This is a genomic window from Campylobacter sp. 2018MI13, assembly GCF_018501135.1.
GTDB lineage: Bacteria > Campylobacterota > Campylobacteria > Campylobacterales > Campylobacteraceae > Campylobacter_E.
Window position 1 is genome coordinate 1 of the sequence record NZ_JAHCZC010000035.1, and the last position, 17,684, is coordinate 17,684.

Genomic DNA, 17,684 nt, shown 5'->3' on the forward strand with positions numbered 1-17,684 from the left:
GACAGCAATAATATTACATAACTTAAACCATAAATGCTACATAAATTACATAATAATGCAAATTGAAATTCTATGTTTGATTATTTTTTATAATCAAACATAATTTAAGTTATGTTTAATTTATACAAATTATCTTCCAAGAGATAGAGCATTTGGAATTAAAGGTGAAATGGGTAAATGTACAAAGTATGTTGTTGTATGTATTATAAATACACTTTTAGTTGGAGATGAGAGCGAATTTTAATGTATATAGAAAGCGTGTTTTAACTAAAAATACAAATATAAATCTAAGTAATATGTTTATTTAAACTTTAGCCCCTTTTTTAGTACTGATTCATATTTTAAATTCTTTAAATTTTATTTAATTTTTAACCAATAAAAACCCTAAATTAAAAGTATTAAACATATTAATTAAAGTAATAGCTAATTTAAAAATCACAATTGCTAATTAACAAATTAGTTTCAATTTAAAAAAAAATTAAGAAATAATTTTATATAATGATTATGAAAATTCTTTTCATTATAAATTAAAAAAGGTATTTAATGTTAAACTTAATGCAAATTGGTGGTTTATTTATGTGGCCTATTTTTGTTCTTTTAGTGCTTAGTTTTGCTGTGATATTAGAAAAAATAACAAATATATATTTATGTCAATTTTCTTTTAATAATAATTTTAAAATCAAAATAAAAAAAGCAATATATGATAAAAATTTAATTGAATTAAAAAATATATGTTCAAATAAAAATTCTATATCAAATAGCATACAAAAAGCTATAAATATATACGAAAAAAATAATTTAAATGAATTTGAATTAGAAAATATTCACTTTAATGAAATAAAAAAACTTGAGAAGAATGGTTTTATCTTAGGTATAAGCATAAGTATATGTCCTCAACTTGGTCTTTTAGGAACCGTTACTGGTATGATTTCTTCATTTGCAGCTCTTAGTAAAGAAGCAAATGAAGAATTAGTAGCGGCTGGAATTAGTGAAGCTTTATATACAACTGCATTCGGACTAATTGTAGCTATTTTTGCTCTTGTATTTCATATCATTTTCAATAAAAGAATTGATTATTTAAATAACGAAATCTACCTTAATTTAAATTATTTTAATAAGGCTTTTAATGAGAAGAATAAATAGAAAAAAACCTGAATTTATAGAAATTTCTATGTTGAATTTGATAGATGTTATTTTTATATTACTTATATTTTTTATGCTAAGCACTACATTTTCTAAATACTGGCATTATGAAATAAGTCTACCAAAAACAAATAATAGCGAAAACACAACTAAAGAAAATAATATAAAAGAAGTGATCTTAAATAAAGATTTAAACTTATACATAAAAAACAATAAAGATTTAATTTTTATAGATGATATAAACAAATATATAAAATCTTCAGATATTGTCTTATTAAGTGCTGATAAAGAAATAAGCTACGACAACTTAATTAAAACAATATCTATTATTAAAAATTCAAACATTAATAAAATCAAATTAAATATAGAAAGGTAAAAAAATGAAAAAAACTATTTTAGCATTTTCATTAATTGGTGCATTATATGCTGATACTTTGCTTGATACTCAAGTAATTAGCGATAGTGGATTTAGCGATAGCTTAGCTTATGTTAGCTCAAATTTATTTGTCATAAATAAAGAAGAGTTAAATAAAAAGAATTATCACGATTTAGGAGAAATTTTATCTTATCTTCCTAGTGTTTCTTTAAATCCTGTAGGTATAGGCAGTGCAATTGATATTAGAGGTCAAGGAAGTAGAGCTAATGCAAGGGTAAAAATCTTGTTTGATGGAGTTAGTCAAAACGCATTAGATACATCACATCTTGGAATTCCTTTTAATACAATAAGCGTAAATGATATTGAACAAATTGAAGTTATTTCTGGAGGAGGAAGTGTAGTTTATGGAAATGGCACTAGTGGTGGTGTTGTCAATGTAATTACAAAATCAAGCTTAAAAAAAGATTATGCAAATCTTACTCTTGGGTTTGGTTCTTTTTCTCATAAAAGTATAGGAGCAAGTGCTGGTGCAAATATAAATGATAAAATATATTCTCATTTTGGAATTAATTATGTAGATGAAAAAGGATATCAAAGAGCAGATTTAAATAAACTTTTAAATACTGATATTGGGTTTAAATTTCAACTAACAGACTATCAAAATTTAGATATCAATGCAAATTATATGCATAATGAATATAGAAATAGTCAAGCTTTAACCGAGCAAGAAATTGAACAAGATAGAAGATATGAAGGAATAATTTGTACTCAATATGAAATTTCAAGATTTGGCTTTATTTGCAAAAATCAAATTCTAGCAAGTCAAGATTCAACTAAAACTAGCAGTAGAAAGAACTATAATCTAAAATATAGCAATGAAATTAATGAAAATATTTTAACAGAATTTATGGCTTATTTGCAAGATAATAACTATGAAGATAAACAATTTTTTGATAGAAAAATAGGGGCTAATGCTAAAGCAAAACTAAACTATGATTTTTCAAATACAATATTAGGATATGAATATTTATATGCAAAAGGCAAAAGAGCTTCTACAACAACAAATATAGTTAAAAAAGATACTCATTCTATTTATGCAATAGAACAATTAGATTTTAATCCGTTTGGAATTGATATTGGTGCAAGACTTGAAAATTCTAAATACAATATAAATAGAAGTGATGGAATAGCTACAATAAACGATTCAAAAAACACAAACAACTATGGTGCAAATATTGTTTTATCTCATAAATTTATGGATACAAATAGTGTGTATTTTAAATTTGAACGCGGGTTTAATTCTCCATCTCCTTATGAATTAACCGATAAAGCTGATGGAAAAAACTATTCTATTAATAATTTAAAATCAGAAGATTATTTAAATTATGAATTAGGATTAAAAGGTTTAGTATTTGACCAATATGCAAGTATAAGTTTATTTTATACCCTAACAAACAATGAAATAAATGTAAATATGAGCCATTATCCTGTTGTTAAATGGACTTATGAAAATATTGCTAAAACAAAAAGATATGGAGTTGAAATAAGCTTAAATCAAAGCTTACTTGATGATAGATTAAACTTGTTTGAAACCTTTTCATATATTGATGCTAAAGTAGTTAAAGACAATTTAAACAAATACAAAGAAGGACAAAAAATACCAAATGTATCACCTTACAAAATCAGTCTAGGAGCAAATTATAAAATAACTGACAAGTTAAGCGTAAATGCTGATTATAGGTTTTATTCTAAAACAAATTGGGATTATTTAAACAATAATACACAATTAGAAAAGAAAGCTTATTCTTTAGTTGATGTTGGATTAAATTATGACTTTACCAAAAATATAAGTTTAAGTTTAGAAGCAAAAAATATCTTTAATACAAAATACAATCTAAACTGCAGTGGCCAAACTTGCCAAGTTGCACCTACAAGCACTTATTATATGCAAGTAAAAGCGAGATTTTAAACAATGAAAAAATCATTATTTCTAGCTTTAATTAGTATTGTATGTATGTTATTATCGCTTGGAATTAGTTCACCTCAATCTAATTTCGGCTTTCAAGCATTATATAGACTAATAAGCTTAAATAATGATTTAAATGATTTAGATATTTTGTATCAAATATTTATAGAATTAAAAGCACCTAGAATATTATTAGCATTTATAGTTGGTGCTTTATTATCTAGTAGTGGAGCAGTTATTCAAGGATGTTTTTTAAATCCACTTGCTGATCCTTATATAATAGGAATAGCATCGGCTGCTACATTTGGTAGTTTAATTGCATTTATGTTTAATTTAAGTGAGATTTATTTTGGACTTTTTGCATTTTTATCTTGCATACTTTTTACATTTTTTATATTTTCTATTTATAAAAAAAATCAAAATATGGCAACTTTATTAATTTTAGGAATAGCCACTTCAACACTATTAGCATCTATAACATCTTTTTTTATATATTTAATAGGAGAAGATAGTTTTAAAATAAGTGCTTGGCTAATGGGATACTTAGGTAATGCAAATTGGAATATAGTAATAATTGTATATATTGCAAGCATAATATGTATTTTGTATTTTTATATTAAAAGATATGAACTTGATTTGTTATTATGTGGAGATGAAGAAGCTAATTCTTTAGGGCTTAATGCAAGTAAAAGCAAAAAACTATTTTTAATAATTTCATGTATTGCAGTTGCTTTTTCTGTAGCTTTTTGTGGGCTTATAGCATTTATTGGTTTAATTATCCCTCACACATTAAGAATGTATTTTAAAACTTCATCTAATAAAATAATAATTCCATATTCAATATTTATAGGGGGAATTTTTTTATTATTTTGTGATAACTTAGCATTTAATATATTATATCCCATAGAAATTCCTGTAGGCATTATTACTTCATTTTTTGGAGTTCCTTTATTTATATATTTAGCTTTAAGGAAAAACTATGCTTGAAATTAAAAATTTTTCATTCTCATATCAAGACAAAATAATTTTTAGTAATTTAAATATAAATTTCAATTCATCAAATTTTATAGGTTTAATGGGTAAAAATGGTTGTGGTAAAAGCACTTTAATTAAATGTATAATTAATTTGCTTTCGTATAAAGGCGAAATTAGTTTTAAAAATAAAAATCTAAAACTATTAAATCATAAAGATTTAAGTAATTTAATCTCTTATGTTCCACAAAAGTCAAATCAATTTATGCCTATTAGTGTGAGTGATTTTATAATGATGGGCTTATTTAGTAAAAACAATTCATTTTATATACAAAATGATTACAAAAAACTTGATGAAATAATGGAATTTTTAAATATACAAAACTATAAAAATAATCTTACTAATAATTTAAGTGGTGGAGAATTTGCAAAAGTAATGTTAGCAAGAGCTTTAATAAAAAAACCAAAAATTTTATTATTAGATGAAATTTGTGCTCCACTTGATATTAATTACTCTATATTTTTAATGCAATTATTAAAAGACTTAGCAAAGGATGGTTTGCTTATATTAATGGTAATACATGATTTATTCACAAGTATTAGATTTTGTGATGAGATAGCTTTTGTTAAAGATAAAAATATTTTATTTTACGACAAAACAAGAATAGTTTTTAATAAAGAAAACATTAAAAATATTTTTGAATTTGATTGTGATATTTATGAAAATAAAAATAATTTAAATGTTATATTTTAGGAGAAAAAATGAAAAAAATTTTATTAAGTTTATTAATTTTAGTTAATTTAAATGCAAATAAATTAGTTGTCTTAGAACCTAGTGCTGTAGAAATATTATATGAGCTAGATAGTTTTAATAATATTTTAGCTATAGCTAACACCACCACTTCTACCATTTATCCAGAAGATAAAACAAAACAATTACCAAGCGTAGGAACATACACAAGACCAAACATTGAAAAAATAATAGAATTAAAACCTGATATTGTAATAACAAGTCAACATTCATTAGGATTAGAAAAATTAAAAGAATTTAATATAAAAATTTTAGATTTTAAAGCTAATTCTTTCGAAGAGCTAAAAAACAATATTGCTAAATTAGGAGAAATTACAAACAAAAAAGATAAAGCACAAGAAATCATCAAAGAATTTGAATTAGGAATTAAAGAATTTCACAATCTTGCAAAAGATAAAACAGCTATGTTTATTTTCTCATCAAACCCTATAATGTTATTTTGTGATAACAATTTAGCAAATGATGTTATTAAAGCTTTTGGTATGAAAAATATATGTGATTTAAAAGAACAAACGCCAATAGTAAATAAAGAATATATAATAAGTAAAAATCCTGATTATATTTTTTATTTTAATGACGGAGATTTAAAAATTATAAGCAATTTTTTAAAACATACTAAAGCATTCAAAAACAATAATCTAATAAAAACAAATTCTTCATCAATACTTAGGGCAAGTCCGAGAATTATTATAAATATGAAAGAATTGTCAAAGGAATTATAATGAGATTTTTTATAATTTCTTTGATAATAAACATTGTCGCACTAACGATACCACTTAGCACTGAAGAAATTATAATTGATAATAAAAAAATTAATATTGAAATAATTGAAACAAAAAAAGAAGATTTTGTAAATAATCAAAAAATCCTTCAAGAAGAGATTTTCAACCAACAAAATAATTTATCAGAGCAAGTTATACAAAAAGAAATAAATATAAAAAATACAAATTTAAAAGCAAATAAAAAAGTAAAAATTAAAAAAGAAGCAAAACAAGATACTAAAAGCACAAGCAATACAGCAAATGAAAACAAAGAAGAAACTAAAGAAAATCTTATTACTAACAATCAGATTAATATGGTTAAAGAATATCCTAAAAATATAAATTCACAATTTTGCAAAAGCAATATAATTTTTAATGAACTTGATAATTCTTATCCTAAAAAAGCAAAAATGTTAAAACTTGAAAGGATAAGTAAAGTTAGCGTTAGATTTAGCATTTCAAACAGCGGAATAAATATTTTAAGCATTACTGGAAATGACTTCTTTGCAAATCATACAAAAAAACTAATTTTAGATATGAAATACAAAATACTAGATAAGCAAGCTTTAGGTTGTGTATTTTTAAAAAATATAGAATATAGGATGAATTAATGGTTGTTTTATATCTTAGCAAAAATAATAGCAGTAAAAAAATAGCCTTAGAAATCGCTAAACTTTTAAATATTGATTGCTTTAATTTAGAGCATTATAAAGACATTGATAAGCATAGGTATATTTTCTTAGTATTTTGGTTAGAAAAAGGCAGTATCACAAGCAATATGCCAAAAATACAAAATAAGATTTTAGGCATAATTTTTACTTGTGGAGCAGATAAAAATAGCGAATATATAAAAAATAAAAAAGAAATGTTTTTTAATATTTTTAATAAAAATAATCAAGTGCTAGGCATACAAGCAGTAAATGGAGCTATTAGTGATGAATATATAAATAATGCAAAAAAATTAGCTAAAGAAAACCCTAATTATATTATTACAAAAGAAAAGGAGAAATTATGGAAAAATAGCAAAAAACATCCCGATGAAAACGATTTAAAAATAACAAAAAACTTTACAATTTATATTAAGGAAAAAATCATGAAATTACAACAAGCAAAAGAACATATGAATAAAGACCATAAAGATTCTTTATTTAGACTAGTAAAGCATCATACAAATAAAGATGCTCAAAATGTGGAGTTAATAGATATAACTTATAGCGGAATGGATATTTTGTATGATGGAGAAATTTTACATTTAGATTATAAAACTAAGGCTAGTGAAGATACACTTCATTATAGTGTAATAGAACTAGTTAGCGAAACAAAAATAAATTCTAATAATTTAGATGAAGAAATAAAAAATTTTAAACATTCTTTTAAAAGTGTAAATATTGCTAGTGTTAGCAAAGATAATCAAGTTATTTGCTCTTATGCTCCAATAATTTTTAAAAATGATGAAATGTTTATTTTCATAAGCGAAGTTGCTGAACATTTTTCAAGTATTAAAAACAACTCTAACAATATAGAAATAATGTTTTTAGAAGATGAGAGTAAAGCTAAAACAATATTTGCAAGAAAAAGGCTCAAATATCAAGTAAATGCAAAAATAGTTGATGATAGAAGAGAAGAATTATTTGAAGTTTTAAAAGAAAAATATGGAAATGAGGTAAATATTTTTAGCAAAATGCTAGATTTTCATTTTATACAATTAAGTATAAAATCAGGTAGATTTGTAAAAGGCTTTGGTGCTGCTTTTGATATAGATTCTAATAATAAAGCTGCTGAAGTTAGATTAAATATGCCGCATAAATTACATAATAATGCAAATTGAAATTCTATGTTTGATTATTTTTTATAATCAAACATAATTTAAGTTATATTTAATTTATATAAATTATCATCACGACTTGCTTAGGCAAAATTATTTTTTTAAGGAGATGTCATGGCTAGACACATTACGGGGGGGGGTATTTAAGCTCTCATTAGTTGCGAGTGCATTAATTCTTAGCACTAGCTTAAACGCTTTAGAGTTAAACAAAGCTACTCACGCAGAAGCTGAGAAAGACTACTACAAAATTACAAGTGATATTGCTGAAAATATTACTATTAAAAACTACGGAAAAGCAACTTTTCAAGAAGATATAGGTCTTAAAACAATTACAGGTGATATTGTAAATAATGGAGCGTTTTTATTAGACCATGAAGGTGGTGGCGTTCATAAAGAACACATTTTAAAAGGTGGTTTTACAAATAATAAAAGCCTAGTTGATTTTAATCGTGCTTTAATTGACCCAGAATTTACAGAAGAGAAAGTAGGTTTTTTTAAAAAACTTTTAAATACCAATAAAAACTACAAAATCAATGGTTTGATTGATGGAATTCAAATAGATCTTGCAGAAGGTAAAAAAATTACAAACAATAGTGGTTTGCATGTATCAAATATAGAAATTAAATCTATAGGAACTACAATTGAGAATAATGATTTATTTATTTTAGATGAAGGTGCTATTGAAAGTAGCAGTGGTGTAGCTATTAGTGGCAATGGAGATGTAATTTTACTTGAAGCTGATGTAAATGGTAGCGTAAGTGCTAAAGATTTATATGTAATGGGAACACCAGTTGGAAATGATAAACCATACATAGCAAGAGAGCCTAGTATCCAACATGGAGAACAAACAAGTGATTTATATGGTGGAGATATAACAAGCTCTAATTTAGCTAAATTTGAAACAGCAGTAATCGGTGGTAAAGTTACAGCAAATACTAAAGCAAGTGCAAATAATTCATTCTATGGCTTTAACACAACTTTTCAAGGTGCTATTGATAATCAAAACGGCAAAGCTAGATTTATCCTTTCGGACATTAAAAAGGGAGTTAAGAGTAAAGGCGATATAGAAATTTATGGAACAAAAATAAATGGTAATGTAGAAACTGATGGAAAATTCATAAGTGGAGCTCATCAAAAAGAATTATTAAATAAGCATTTCGCAAGTCTTTTGAATGGTGAGAGAATAGTAAGCGTTGATGAGATGAAGAAAATCGATGAGATAATGAATAATGAAGAAAATTTCTTACCACTGATTAAAGCAGCGACTTCAAACAATCATACAGAAATAGATAGCACTACATTTTATAAAGACGCTTTAAAATATGTAGATAGTGAAGAGATGGAAACTGGCGATTTGATAGCTAATGGTGGTATTGATGCAACTGGTTTTGAAATGAGTGGAGATGGGGTTGTAAAAGTTACTAAAGGCGATATAAATACTATTGTTAGTAGTTTTGAAAATACAGGCGGTGTTTATATTACAGAAGGTAATTTAAATGCTAATAACTCAAGTTTTACAAGTGATGTAAATATTGCTAAGGGCGATTTAAAAGCTTTAGGGAATTTGTTAGAAGAAAAAAGAGATGAAAGTGGCGAAAGAGTAAAAGATAAAAACGGCAATCAAGAGTATAATCCTGCATTTTCTTATATTGACAATGATGAAGCTAAAAACACAATGTCAAGATTTGCAAATATCAATGTAAATGATGGAAATATAAGCCTAACAAATACTTATGCAGAAAATATCATAGCAAACGATAAAGCTACAAGTTCTAAAACAATTACTCTTAAAAATGCAGTTATAAATAAGCTTACACACGGAGAAAATCTAAAAGACGCAGAGTTTAATGTAAATGCTAATAAAGCTTTATTTAGAGAAAGCGTTACAAACTACGGCTCAATCAATGCTGTTAGTTCATCATTTGATAAAGATGTTAAGGCTAGAAATCTAAGCTTAAGTGGTATCGTTGAAGATGTAGAAAGGCTAGATAAAGAAGCTAGAGTGTATCACGGAGAGATTAGCTATGACGCTAATATCGTAGCTTCAAATAATCTAAGCTTAACAGGTATAGAGAGTGCTTATAAATTAGATAAGAGTGCTAATACAACTCTTTTACAAGCAAAAGATATAAATATCAATAGTTCAGCTATCAAAGCTCAAGTTATAGGTAATGCTGATATTAGTGATGATTTAACTACTGGTGTATTGGCAAATCAAGTTAGTGCTGCGAATTTTTATAAAGACCCTATCTCAAAAGGTTCAAGCATTAATTTAAATAAGGCTATTGTATTTGGCGATATGAAAGCTGATAAATTAAATGTGAATAATTCTAAGATTACAGGTAGAATTTTAGCAAATGATTTAAATGCAAGTAATAATACATTTATTATGGGTGGCACAAACAATACATTCTTAGGCACAATGATTGCAAGAAATAGCACAAGTGGTAAGGCAAATGAAATAGGATTACTTGGTTTAAGTGTAAATGATGGCAAAGCTGATGCAACTAATTTAGCAAATCTTCCACTAGCTTTATTAAAGATTGGAAATGGAAATGCAACAGCAGAAGACTTCGTTACAAAAATCGGAGTTTATGATGGTCTAAGTGTATATTCATTAGATAAGAAAAATATCTTAAGCGGGACATTAAAGCAAGGAGATGAGGATTATATTTATTATTCAGTTGTAGCAAATCCTGTTAATGCGGCTGCAAGTAGGGCTGATGCTAGTAAGACAAGTGATAATTTTAGTGCTGATAGCAAAAGTGGTGCTGATAAGAGTATCTTAGATAATGCAAGCTCAAGCGTAGGTGCAATTGCTCAAAAAGCAAATGAAGTTGCAAAAGGAACTGCAAGTGATGAGGTAATGGCAAATGCTAATAAAGTTGCAAATGATACAAGCAAGATTGTAGCAAGTGAAACTAGCCTTGATAAAGCAATTGAAGAAGCGCAAACAGATATTAAAAACGCTGCAATTGAAGAAGCTATTAAAGTAGGGTCTAACATTAATGGTAATGAGATTGAACTTACTTTAAAAGGTGCTAATACTAAGGCTTTAACAGATGCAAAAAATATGCTAAATCAGACTTATTATTCTTATGTTAGTGAATGGAACAATCTAAACAAAAGAATGGGCGAACTAAGAAATAATGATGGCAAAAATGCTGGAATTTGGATTAGAAGTTTTGGTGGCGAAGGCAAGATTGATAGTGCTAAAATAAAATACTATGAAGTGCAATTTGGTGCAGATAAGCAAACTAGCACAAATTATGGAGAATTATATTCAGGTGTAATGGCAAATATAGGTCAAAGCACAAGTAATTCAAGTAATTCTAAGGTGAAAAATCACGGCATTGGTGCTTATGTTAGCTTAGTTGGTAATGATGGCTTATTTATTGACGCTACAGCTAGATACACCAATCATAAATCAACATTTAAAGATAATGTTTGGTTAGGCGATTTAAAAGATAGCGGAAGTGGATTTTTAGGTAGCGTTGAGGCTGGATATAGAATGGGAAGTGATTTTTATCTTGAGCCTAGTGCTGAATTAATACTTGGCTATGTTCCTATGGCTAATTTAAAGGGTAATGATAAAGTTACTTTAAAAAGTGAAGGTAAATTTATGGGAGCAGCAAAAGTTGCTTTAAGTGCTGGTGCGAATATTAATGATACTTTTGGTTTAAGAGCTAGTGTTGGCGGGGCATTTGATTTAAATAATACTCCTACTATAACTCTAAGCGATGGCACAACTACAAGAGTTGAAAAAGGCTTTAAAGATAGTCGTGGATTTGCAAGTGTGGGAGCTAATTTTAACTTAGGTAAAAATACTAAGTTTAGCTTAGATGCTGAAAAATCATTTAGTGGAAAATATAATACAAACTACAATATAAACGGAACTTTAAGATATTCGTTTTAAAAAATAGCCCTAGAAATAGGGCTTATTTTGATAATTTATTTTCTATATATTCATCTACACTTTTTTTGAATTTTATTGGTTCACCAATAAAAGGAACAGGTGCAGAAGAACCAGCACCATTTATAAATATTGTGCCAAAATTAAAAATCCTACCAAGAATTCCTTGACCAACTCTGATACTTTCTATTTTTTCTAATCTTAGCTCTATTGTATCTCTTCTAATAAAGCCAAATTTAGCTATAACTTTTCTATTTGTTAAAGCAAGTTCTGTTGTTGTAATGATAATGAACATACGAAGTAAAAGAAAGATGATAAATATAGCAATAAAAGGATGAATAGCAATACTTAAAATTGCTAAAATTAAAATAGCAAAAAAATCACCTATAAAAGCAAAAACACTAACTTTGGCTTTTAAAACAACGCTTTCATCTGTGCCTAAAACTTGTTCTACATAAGACATAAAAACTCCTTTTAAAAATTAAAAAAAGTATTATACCCCCCCCCATTTTTAATTCTAGCTTAAATGATAAATATATTTTGCGTTTAAATTTATAAAGAATTTGAATTAATAATTTTAATATTTTTAAAAGTTTTATAATAACTTGAATTTAGGTTTTTATAAGTATATTTTATTGTTGCTTTTAGTAATGTGTTTTTAAAATATTTGTAGTTATTATTGAGTTAGAAAATATTCATACAAAAATTAATTTGACCTATTAAAAAACTTGGGAAAATTGATTTATCTTAAGCGAAATTAAATGGCGCGGCGGACGGGGCTCGAACCCGCGACCTCCGGCGTGACAGGCCGATATTCTAACCAGCTGAACTACCGCCGCAACCGAATTTAATGAATGGTGGTCGCTATAAGACTCGAACTTATGACATCCACCTTGTAAGGGTGGCGCTCTACCAACTGAGCTAAGCGACCATGGCGACCCTTGAAAGATTTGAACTCTCGTTTCCAAACGGAGAGAATGGCGTCCTGAGCCACTAGACGAAAGGGTCTCAAACCTGGATCAAAAAAATGGTGTCCTGTGCTGGATTCGAACCAGCGGCCCCCTCATTAAAAGTGAGATGCTCTACCTGCTGAGCTAACAAGACTTAAAATAAAAATAAGTTTGGATTATACATTTTAAAACTTAAATTAAAATTAATATTAAAATAATTTATAATATTTATACTAAATCTCTTGAAAATAAAGAAGATTTGAATAATCAAGTTTATAAAAATATTGTAAAAATTTTAATTAATAAGTTAAATAAATATACTTGCAAGATTTTATAACAAAAATATACTTAATTAAATTCTTTTATAAATAGTAATATGATTTGAATTTTATAAATTCTTATAATCAATTCCATCAAAATAAGTTAAAGCACTACCCCAAGTAAATCCGCCGCCAAATGCGTCTAAAAGCATTAATTTGCCATTTGTTAAACGACCTTGTTCGTAAGCTTCATTGATAGCTATTGGAATTGACGCAGCTGAAGTATTACCAAATTTATCAACACATACAACACATTGCTCATCGCTTAAGCCAAGTTTTTCTTGAACATAAGAGATAATTCTAAGATTTGCTTGATGCGGTATAAATAAATCTATATCACTTGTTTTAAGTTTGTTTTTATCTAATAAATACGACACATCATCTGATAATGTTTTAACAGCTACCTTAAATACTTCATTGCCTTTCATTTCAAGTTTAATAGGCTCTAATTGTTTTGTTTGATTTGAACGCTTAGTGCATAATAAATCTTTAAATTCTCCATCGCTTCCTGTATGAATATCTATAATTCCTTTACCTTCACTTGCACTTACAACGCAAGCTCCAGCGCCATCTCCAAATAAAACACAAGTAGTTCTATCTGTATAATCAAGAACAGAAGATATTTTTTCAGCTCCTATTATTAATACATTTTTTTTAGCACCACTTTCAACCATAGAACGAGCAAGCTCAAGCATATAAATAAATCCCGAACAAGCAGCACTTATATCAAATGCACTTACACCTTTTAATCCAAGTTTATTTGCTACAACTACTGCAGTTGATGGCATAGTAAAATAATCAGGACTTAATGTAGCTACTATTATTAAATCTATATCATTAGTTTGAATTTTAGCTCTTTGTATAGCTTTTATAGCTGCTTTATATGCTAAATCGCTAGTATTTTCAGTTTCACTAGCAATATATCTTTGCTTAATTCCTGTTCTTTTTAATATCCATTCATCACTTGTATCTAAAAAACTTTCAAAATCTTTATTTGTTAGTGTTTTTTCTGGTAAATACGAAGCAATACTTTTAATGCAAGCTTTTAATTTCATCTTCAATCACTTTATTTACATTTGAATTAGCAAATTTTAAAGCTTGAAAAATTGCATTTTTTATAGCTTCTTCATTGCTTTTTCCGTGGCTAATGATAGCACATCCATCAATTCCTAATAATGGAGCTCCACCATATTGGTCGTAGTCTAAATGCTGTTTTAAAGCATTAAATGCACCTTTGCTAAGCATATAACCAAGTTTTGACAATGATGATTTTTTAATCTCATTTTTTAACAACTTAGCAAAAATGCCTACAGCACCTTCTGCAGTTTTTAATAATATATTTCCAGTAAATCCATCGCAAACTACCACATCACATTCTCCAGCAAATATATGTCCGCCTTCAACATTGCCCATAAAATTGCTTAAATGTTCTCTTAATAATTTATGTGTGTCTTTTGTAAGTTTGTTTCCTTTGCAATCTTCTTCTCCGTTTGAAAGTAGTGCAATTTTAGGATTTTTTATATTCATTACTTCTTTTGCATAAGCTTCGCCCATTATTGCAAATTGTAATAAATTTTCTTCTTCGCAATCAACATTAGCACCTACATCTAATACCAAAACCCTGCCGTTAAAAGTAGGCATTAAAGTTGCGATAGCAGGTCTTAAAACACCTTTCACTCTACCTATTCTAAGGGTTGCAAGGCTCATTGTAGCACCACTATGCCCAGCCGAAACAACTGCATTTGCTTCGTGGTTTCTTACTAATTCAACTGCTTTATAAATACTGCTGTCTTTGCGTTTTAAAACATCTGTAGAATTTTCATCCATATCAAAAACATCGGTGGTATGAACAAATTCAACTCTATTTGATAATTCTGATGGAATTTGACTTTTTATTTTTTCTTCATCCCCAACTAGAATAACGCTAAAATTATCTTTTTCTTTTAACGCTTTTATAACTCCACTAATTATTGGGGGGAAAGAAAAATCTCCACCCATAGCATCAACAGCAACTTTTATCATAGGTATTAATATTCGCCAGTTGTTGGATTAATTCTATGAGGTAATTTCCAACTACCATCTTTATCTTTAATTGGTCTTACTAGCTCAATTTTGTAATGAGTGCGTCTTTTTGCTGCTCTTGTTTTACTAACTCTTCTCTTTGGAACTGCCATGTTATTCTCCTTATTTACATTTTTGACAATAAAAATAATCGCTTAAATATAAAGCTAATTCGCTTTTTAATACTTCAATTAAGTCTATTTCACCATCATAAAATTCCATAGTGTCGCTTAATTCGTTTTCTTCATCTTTAAATACACCATCGCTCAAATCTAAATTAATTTTTTCATTAATTTCAATCTCAATTTCAGCAGCACAACTATCACAATAATGAATTACATTGCCTACTAAAATTGCGTCTAGTGTAACTATTTTATTATCTTTTCTCTTTAAAAAGCCTTCTAATATTAAATTATCAAAATCTAACTTAAAAGGGTATTTTACCGAATTAATTTTACTAAAAGCAATTTTCATTTTAATTTATTTCAAGTTTATTAAAGAAAAACTCTATTTCTATTTTAGCATTTTCTAAACTATCACTACCATGCACTGCGTTTGCGTCAATACTTTCAGCAAAATCAGCTCTTATTGTTCCCTTAGCTGCCTCTTTTGGATTAGTTGCTCCCATTAATTCACGATTTTTAGCAACTGCATTTTCGCCTTCTAAAACAGATACTACAACAGGACCACTAGTCATAAATTCAACTAAATCTTTATAAAATGGTCTTTCTTTATGAACTGCGTAAAATTCTCCTGCTTGTTCTTTTGTTAAATAAAGCTTTTTAATAGCTGCAATTCTTAAGCCATTTGCTTCAAAACGACTTAAAATTTGACCTATAACACCTTTCTTAACAGCGTCAGGTTTAATGATTGATAAAGTTCTTTGCATTAAATCTCCTTAAAATAAAAGCTCATATTATACAAAAATAAATTAATTTAAGCTTTAAAAATTAAGTTCTTTTAATAAAGTTTTTGCATCAACTAATCCTATTATTTGTTTTAGCACTTCGCCTTTATCGTTTAAAACAAGTAAAACTGGTGGTCCAAAAACCTTATAAGTCTCTGCCATTTCTTGTTCAAATTGGTTTGGGTTAGTTAAATCTATTTTGATTAAATTGTAATTTTTCAACTCATTTATAACTTCTTTATCTTTAAAAGTAGTATTTTGCATAACTTTGCAGTTCTCACACCAGCTAGCTGTAAAATACACAATATTTTTTGAACTTAGATTTAATTTTTCTTTTGCTTGTGTGAATTCTAAATTCTGTTGAGAAATATTATTACTTGGATTAAAAGTTTTGTTTAATAATATAAAACTATAAGCTAATATTAAAACTAAAATAATTTTAAAAAATAAAAAGAATTTATTTTTAGTATTTTCAAATAAGCCAAAAAATACTACAAAACTAATACCAAGTAAGGCATATAAAATATTTGTAATATTCTCATTTATTATTCTTTCTAAGAAAAATATTGCTATTCCTAATAAAATAAATCCAAAAAATTTATTAACATATTGCATCCAAGAACCAGTTATAAATTTAAAACCAAAACCAATTGCTATTAGTGGAATTCCCATACCTATACTCATAAAAAATAATGAAAAAGCTCCAAGTAATACATCATTGCTATTTGCTACATAAATTAAAATTCCAGCAAGTGGTGCAGCTACACAAGGTCCTACTATTAAAGCACTTAAGACCCCCATTAAAAATACTCCGATAATTCCACTATATTTTGAGCTTTTTTTATTTACGCTATTTACAATAAAGTTAGGCATTTTTAGTTCAAATAAGCCAAACATTGATAATGATAAAATTACAAAAATTAAAGAAAATAGAATGATTACAATTGGATTTTGAAAAAATACTTGAACTCCACTTCCTACTAAAGCTGCTATTATTCCTGCTATTGTATAGCTAATAGCCATTCCTAATACATAAATAATGCTTGAAATTATTGGATTTTTACCACTACTTTTTGCCAAAATACTAGATATTATAGGTATCATTGGTAGGGTGCAAGGTGTTAAAGATAATAGTATTCCTGATACAAAAAAAGTTAAAATATTTATTAAAAATGAAGAATTTAAAAGCTTGCTTTCATATTCGTTTTGTGTAGATTGTTTTTCTTTTTTTAGTTTTAAAGCTTCTTTGTTATCGTATTCTAAAACCAATTTATCATTTTGATAATTAAAAGACGCTACAAGTGGTTGATAACATAATCCTTCAGTAGAACAACCTAAATAAAAAATTTTAATATTGTCATTATTTTTTAATGTAAAATTTGGGAAATCAAATTCTAAAGTATTGTAAAAGACTTCAACATTATCCTTTAATACCGCATTGCTTAAGTCAAATTTATTTGTGATATTTTCGTTGTTTAATAAGACTTTTATTTCGTTTTTATATAAATAAATATCAGGATTTAGATTAAGTTTTATAAAATTTGCTTGAGAATTATTTTCAAGTTGGAATTTAAATGCTTCATTTGGTGGTAGTGGATTTGCAATTGCTAATACGCAAAATATTAAAATATTTATAATAAATTTCATTGTTTTTTCCTTGTTTTTTTATATTGTATAAG

Annotated in this window: 16 protein-coding genes and 4 tRNA genes; 9 read left to right on the forward strand and 11 right to left on the reverse strand. The window is 27.0% G+C overall.

Features of this window, described 5'->3' with window-relative positions; genetic code table 11:
• Positions 1–543 precede the first annotated feature (543 nt).
• The 9 genes from KJQ99_RS04965 to KJQ99_RS05005 all read left to right on the forward strand — a co-directional run bounded on the left by KJQ99_RS04965 (position 544) and on the right by KJQ99_RS05005 (position 11,770).
• The gene (locus KJQ99_RS04965) at positions 544–1,143 is read left to right on the forward strand and encodes a MotA/TolQ/ExbB proton channel family protein (protein WP_214116978.1); all 600 of its coding nucleotides are present in this window, start codon (positions 544–546) and stop codon (positions 1,141–1,143) included.
• Positions 1,127–1,519 (forward strand): ExbD/TolR family protein, encoded by a 393-nt coding sequence (locus tag KJQ99_RS04970; RefSeq protein WP_214116976.1) that lies wholly within the window; start codon positions 1,127–1,129, stop codon positions 1,517–1,519. The genes KJQ99_RS04965 and KJQ99_RS04970 overlap by 17 nt, the downstream gene beginning before the upstream one ends.
• A 4-nt stretch (positions 1,520–1,523) precedes the next feature.
• Positions 1,524–3,488, forward strand: a complete 1,965-nt coding sequence (locus KJQ99_RS04975; RefSeq protein WP_214150174.1) for a TonB-dependent receptor — start codon at positions 1,524–1,526, stop codon at positions 3,486–3,488.
• Positions 3,489–3,491: 3 nt separating this feature from the next.
• Complete coding sequence (locus KJQ99_RS04980) at positions 3,492–4,472, forward strand: FecCD family ABC transporter permease (protein ID WP_214150175.1); 981 nt, start codon at positions 3,492–3,494, stop codon at positions 4,470–4,472.
• Positions 4,465–5,211 carry an ABC transporter ATP-binding protein gene (locus KJQ99_RS04985; RefSeq protein WP_214120259.1) on the forward strand — a complete coding sequence of 249 codons (747 nt, stop codon included), beginning with the start codon at positions 4,465–4,467 and terminating at the stop codon, positions 5,209–5,211. Before KJQ99_RS04980 ends, KJQ99_RS04985 begins: the two co-directional genes overlap by 8 nt.
• 8 nt (positions 5,212–5,219) lie before the next feature.
• Positions 5,220–5,990: an ABC transporter substrate-binding protein gene (locus KJQ99_RS04990; RefSeq protein ID WP_214150176.1), complete on the forward strand. Its 771-nt coding sequence runs from the start codon at positions 5,220–5,222 to the stop codon at positions 5,988–5,990.
• On the forward strand, positions 5,990–6,640 hold the full coding sequence (locus KJQ99_RS04995; RefSeq protein ID WP_214116959.1) for a hypothetical protein: 651 nt from the start codon (positions 5,990–5,992) through the stop codon (positions 6,638–6,640). Before KJQ99_RS04990 ends, KJQ99_RS04995 begins: the two co-directional genes overlap by 1 nt.
• Entirely contained in the window at positions 6,640–7,857 is a 1,218-nt protein-coding gene (locus KJQ99_RS05000) for a flavodoxin family protein (protein WP_214150177.1), read from the forward strand. The genes KJQ99_RS04995 and KJQ99_RS05000 overlap by 1 nt, the downstream gene beginning before the upstream one ends.
• Positions 7,858–7,963: 106 nt before the next feature.
• Positions 7,964–11,770 carry an autotransporter outer membrane beta-barrel domain-containing protein gene (locus tag KJQ99_RS05005; RefSeq protein ID WP_214150178.1) on the forward strand — a complete coding sequence of 1,269 codons (3,807 nt, stop codon included), beginning with the start codon at positions 7,964–7,966 and terminating at the stop codon, positions 11,768–11,770.
• Between the two features lie 22 nt (positions 11,771–11,792).
• Here the strand turns inward: KJQ99_RS05005 and KJQ99_RS05010 are convergent, their stop codons facing one another.
• From KJQ99_RS05010 to dsbD, 11 genes are all read right to left on the reverse strand, one after another.
• Entirely contained in the window at positions 11,793–12,230 is a 438-nt protein-coding gene (locus KJQ99_RS05010; RefSeq protein WP_214150179.1) for a PH domain-containing protein, read from the reverse strand.
• Positions 12,231–12,529: 299 nt separating this feature from the next.
• Positions 12,530–12,606, reverse strand: a tRNA-Asp gene (locus KJQ99_RS05015).
• 16 nt (positions 12,607–12,622) lie between these two features.
• Positions 12,623–12,698 (reverse strand) — tRNA-Val (locus tag KJQ99_RS05020).
• A gap of 1 nt (position 12,699) precedes the next feature.
• Positions 12,700–12,775: transfer RNA gene (locus KJQ99_RS05025), tRNA-Glu, on the reverse strand.
• Between the two features lie 20 nt (positions 12,776–12,795).
• Positions 12,796–12,871: transfer RNA gene (locus KJQ99_RS05030), tRNA-Lys, on the reverse strand.
• 234 nt (positions 12,872–13,105) lie between these two features.
• Complete coding sequence (locus tag KJQ99_RS05035) at positions 13,106–14,092, reverse strand: beta-ketoacyl-ACP synthase III (RefSeq protein ID WP_214150180.1); 987 nt, start codon at positions 14,090–14,092, stop codon at positions 13,106–13,108.
• Complete coding sequence (gene plsX / locus KJQ99_RS05040; RefSeq protein WP_214150181.1) at positions 14,070–15,059, reverse strand: phosphate acyltransferase PlsX; 990 nt, start codon at positions 15,057–15,059, stop codon at positions 14,070–14,072. The genes KJQ99_RS05035 and plsX overlap by 23 nt, the downstream gene beginning before the upstream one ends.
• A gap of 5 nt (positions 15,060–15,064) precedes the next feature.
• Positions 15,065–15,211 carry a 50S ribosomal protein L32 gene (gene rpmF, locus KJQ99_RS05045; protein WP_214116941.1) on the reverse strand — a complete coding sequence of 49 codons (147 nt, stop codon included), beginning with the start codon at positions 15,209–15,211 and terminating at the stop codon, positions 15,065–15,067.
• 10 nt (positions 15,212–15,221) lie between these two features.
• On the reverse strand, positions 15,222–15,572 hold the full coding sequence (locus KJQ99_RS05050) for a hypothetical protein (RefSeq protein ID WP_214116939.1): 351 nt from the start codon (positions 15,570–15,572) through the stop codon (positions 15,222–15,224).
• 1 nt (position 15,573) lies between these two features.
• Positions 15,574–15,987 carry a nucleoside-diphosphate kinase gene (gene ndk, locus KJQ99_RS05055; protein WP_214116937.1) on the reverse strand — a complete coding sequence of 138 codons (414 nt, stop codon included), beginning with the start codon at positions 15,985–15,987 and terminating at the stop codon, positions 15,574–15,576.
• A gap of 54 nt (positions 15,988–16,041) precedes the next feature.
• A complete protein-coding gene (gene dsbD / locus KJQ99_RS05060) occupies positions 16,042–17,652 on the reverse strand; it encodes a protein-disulfide reductase DsbD (protein WP_214150182.1) in 1,611 nt (536 codons plus the stop codon).
• Positions 17,653–17,684 lie beyond the last annotated feature (32 nt).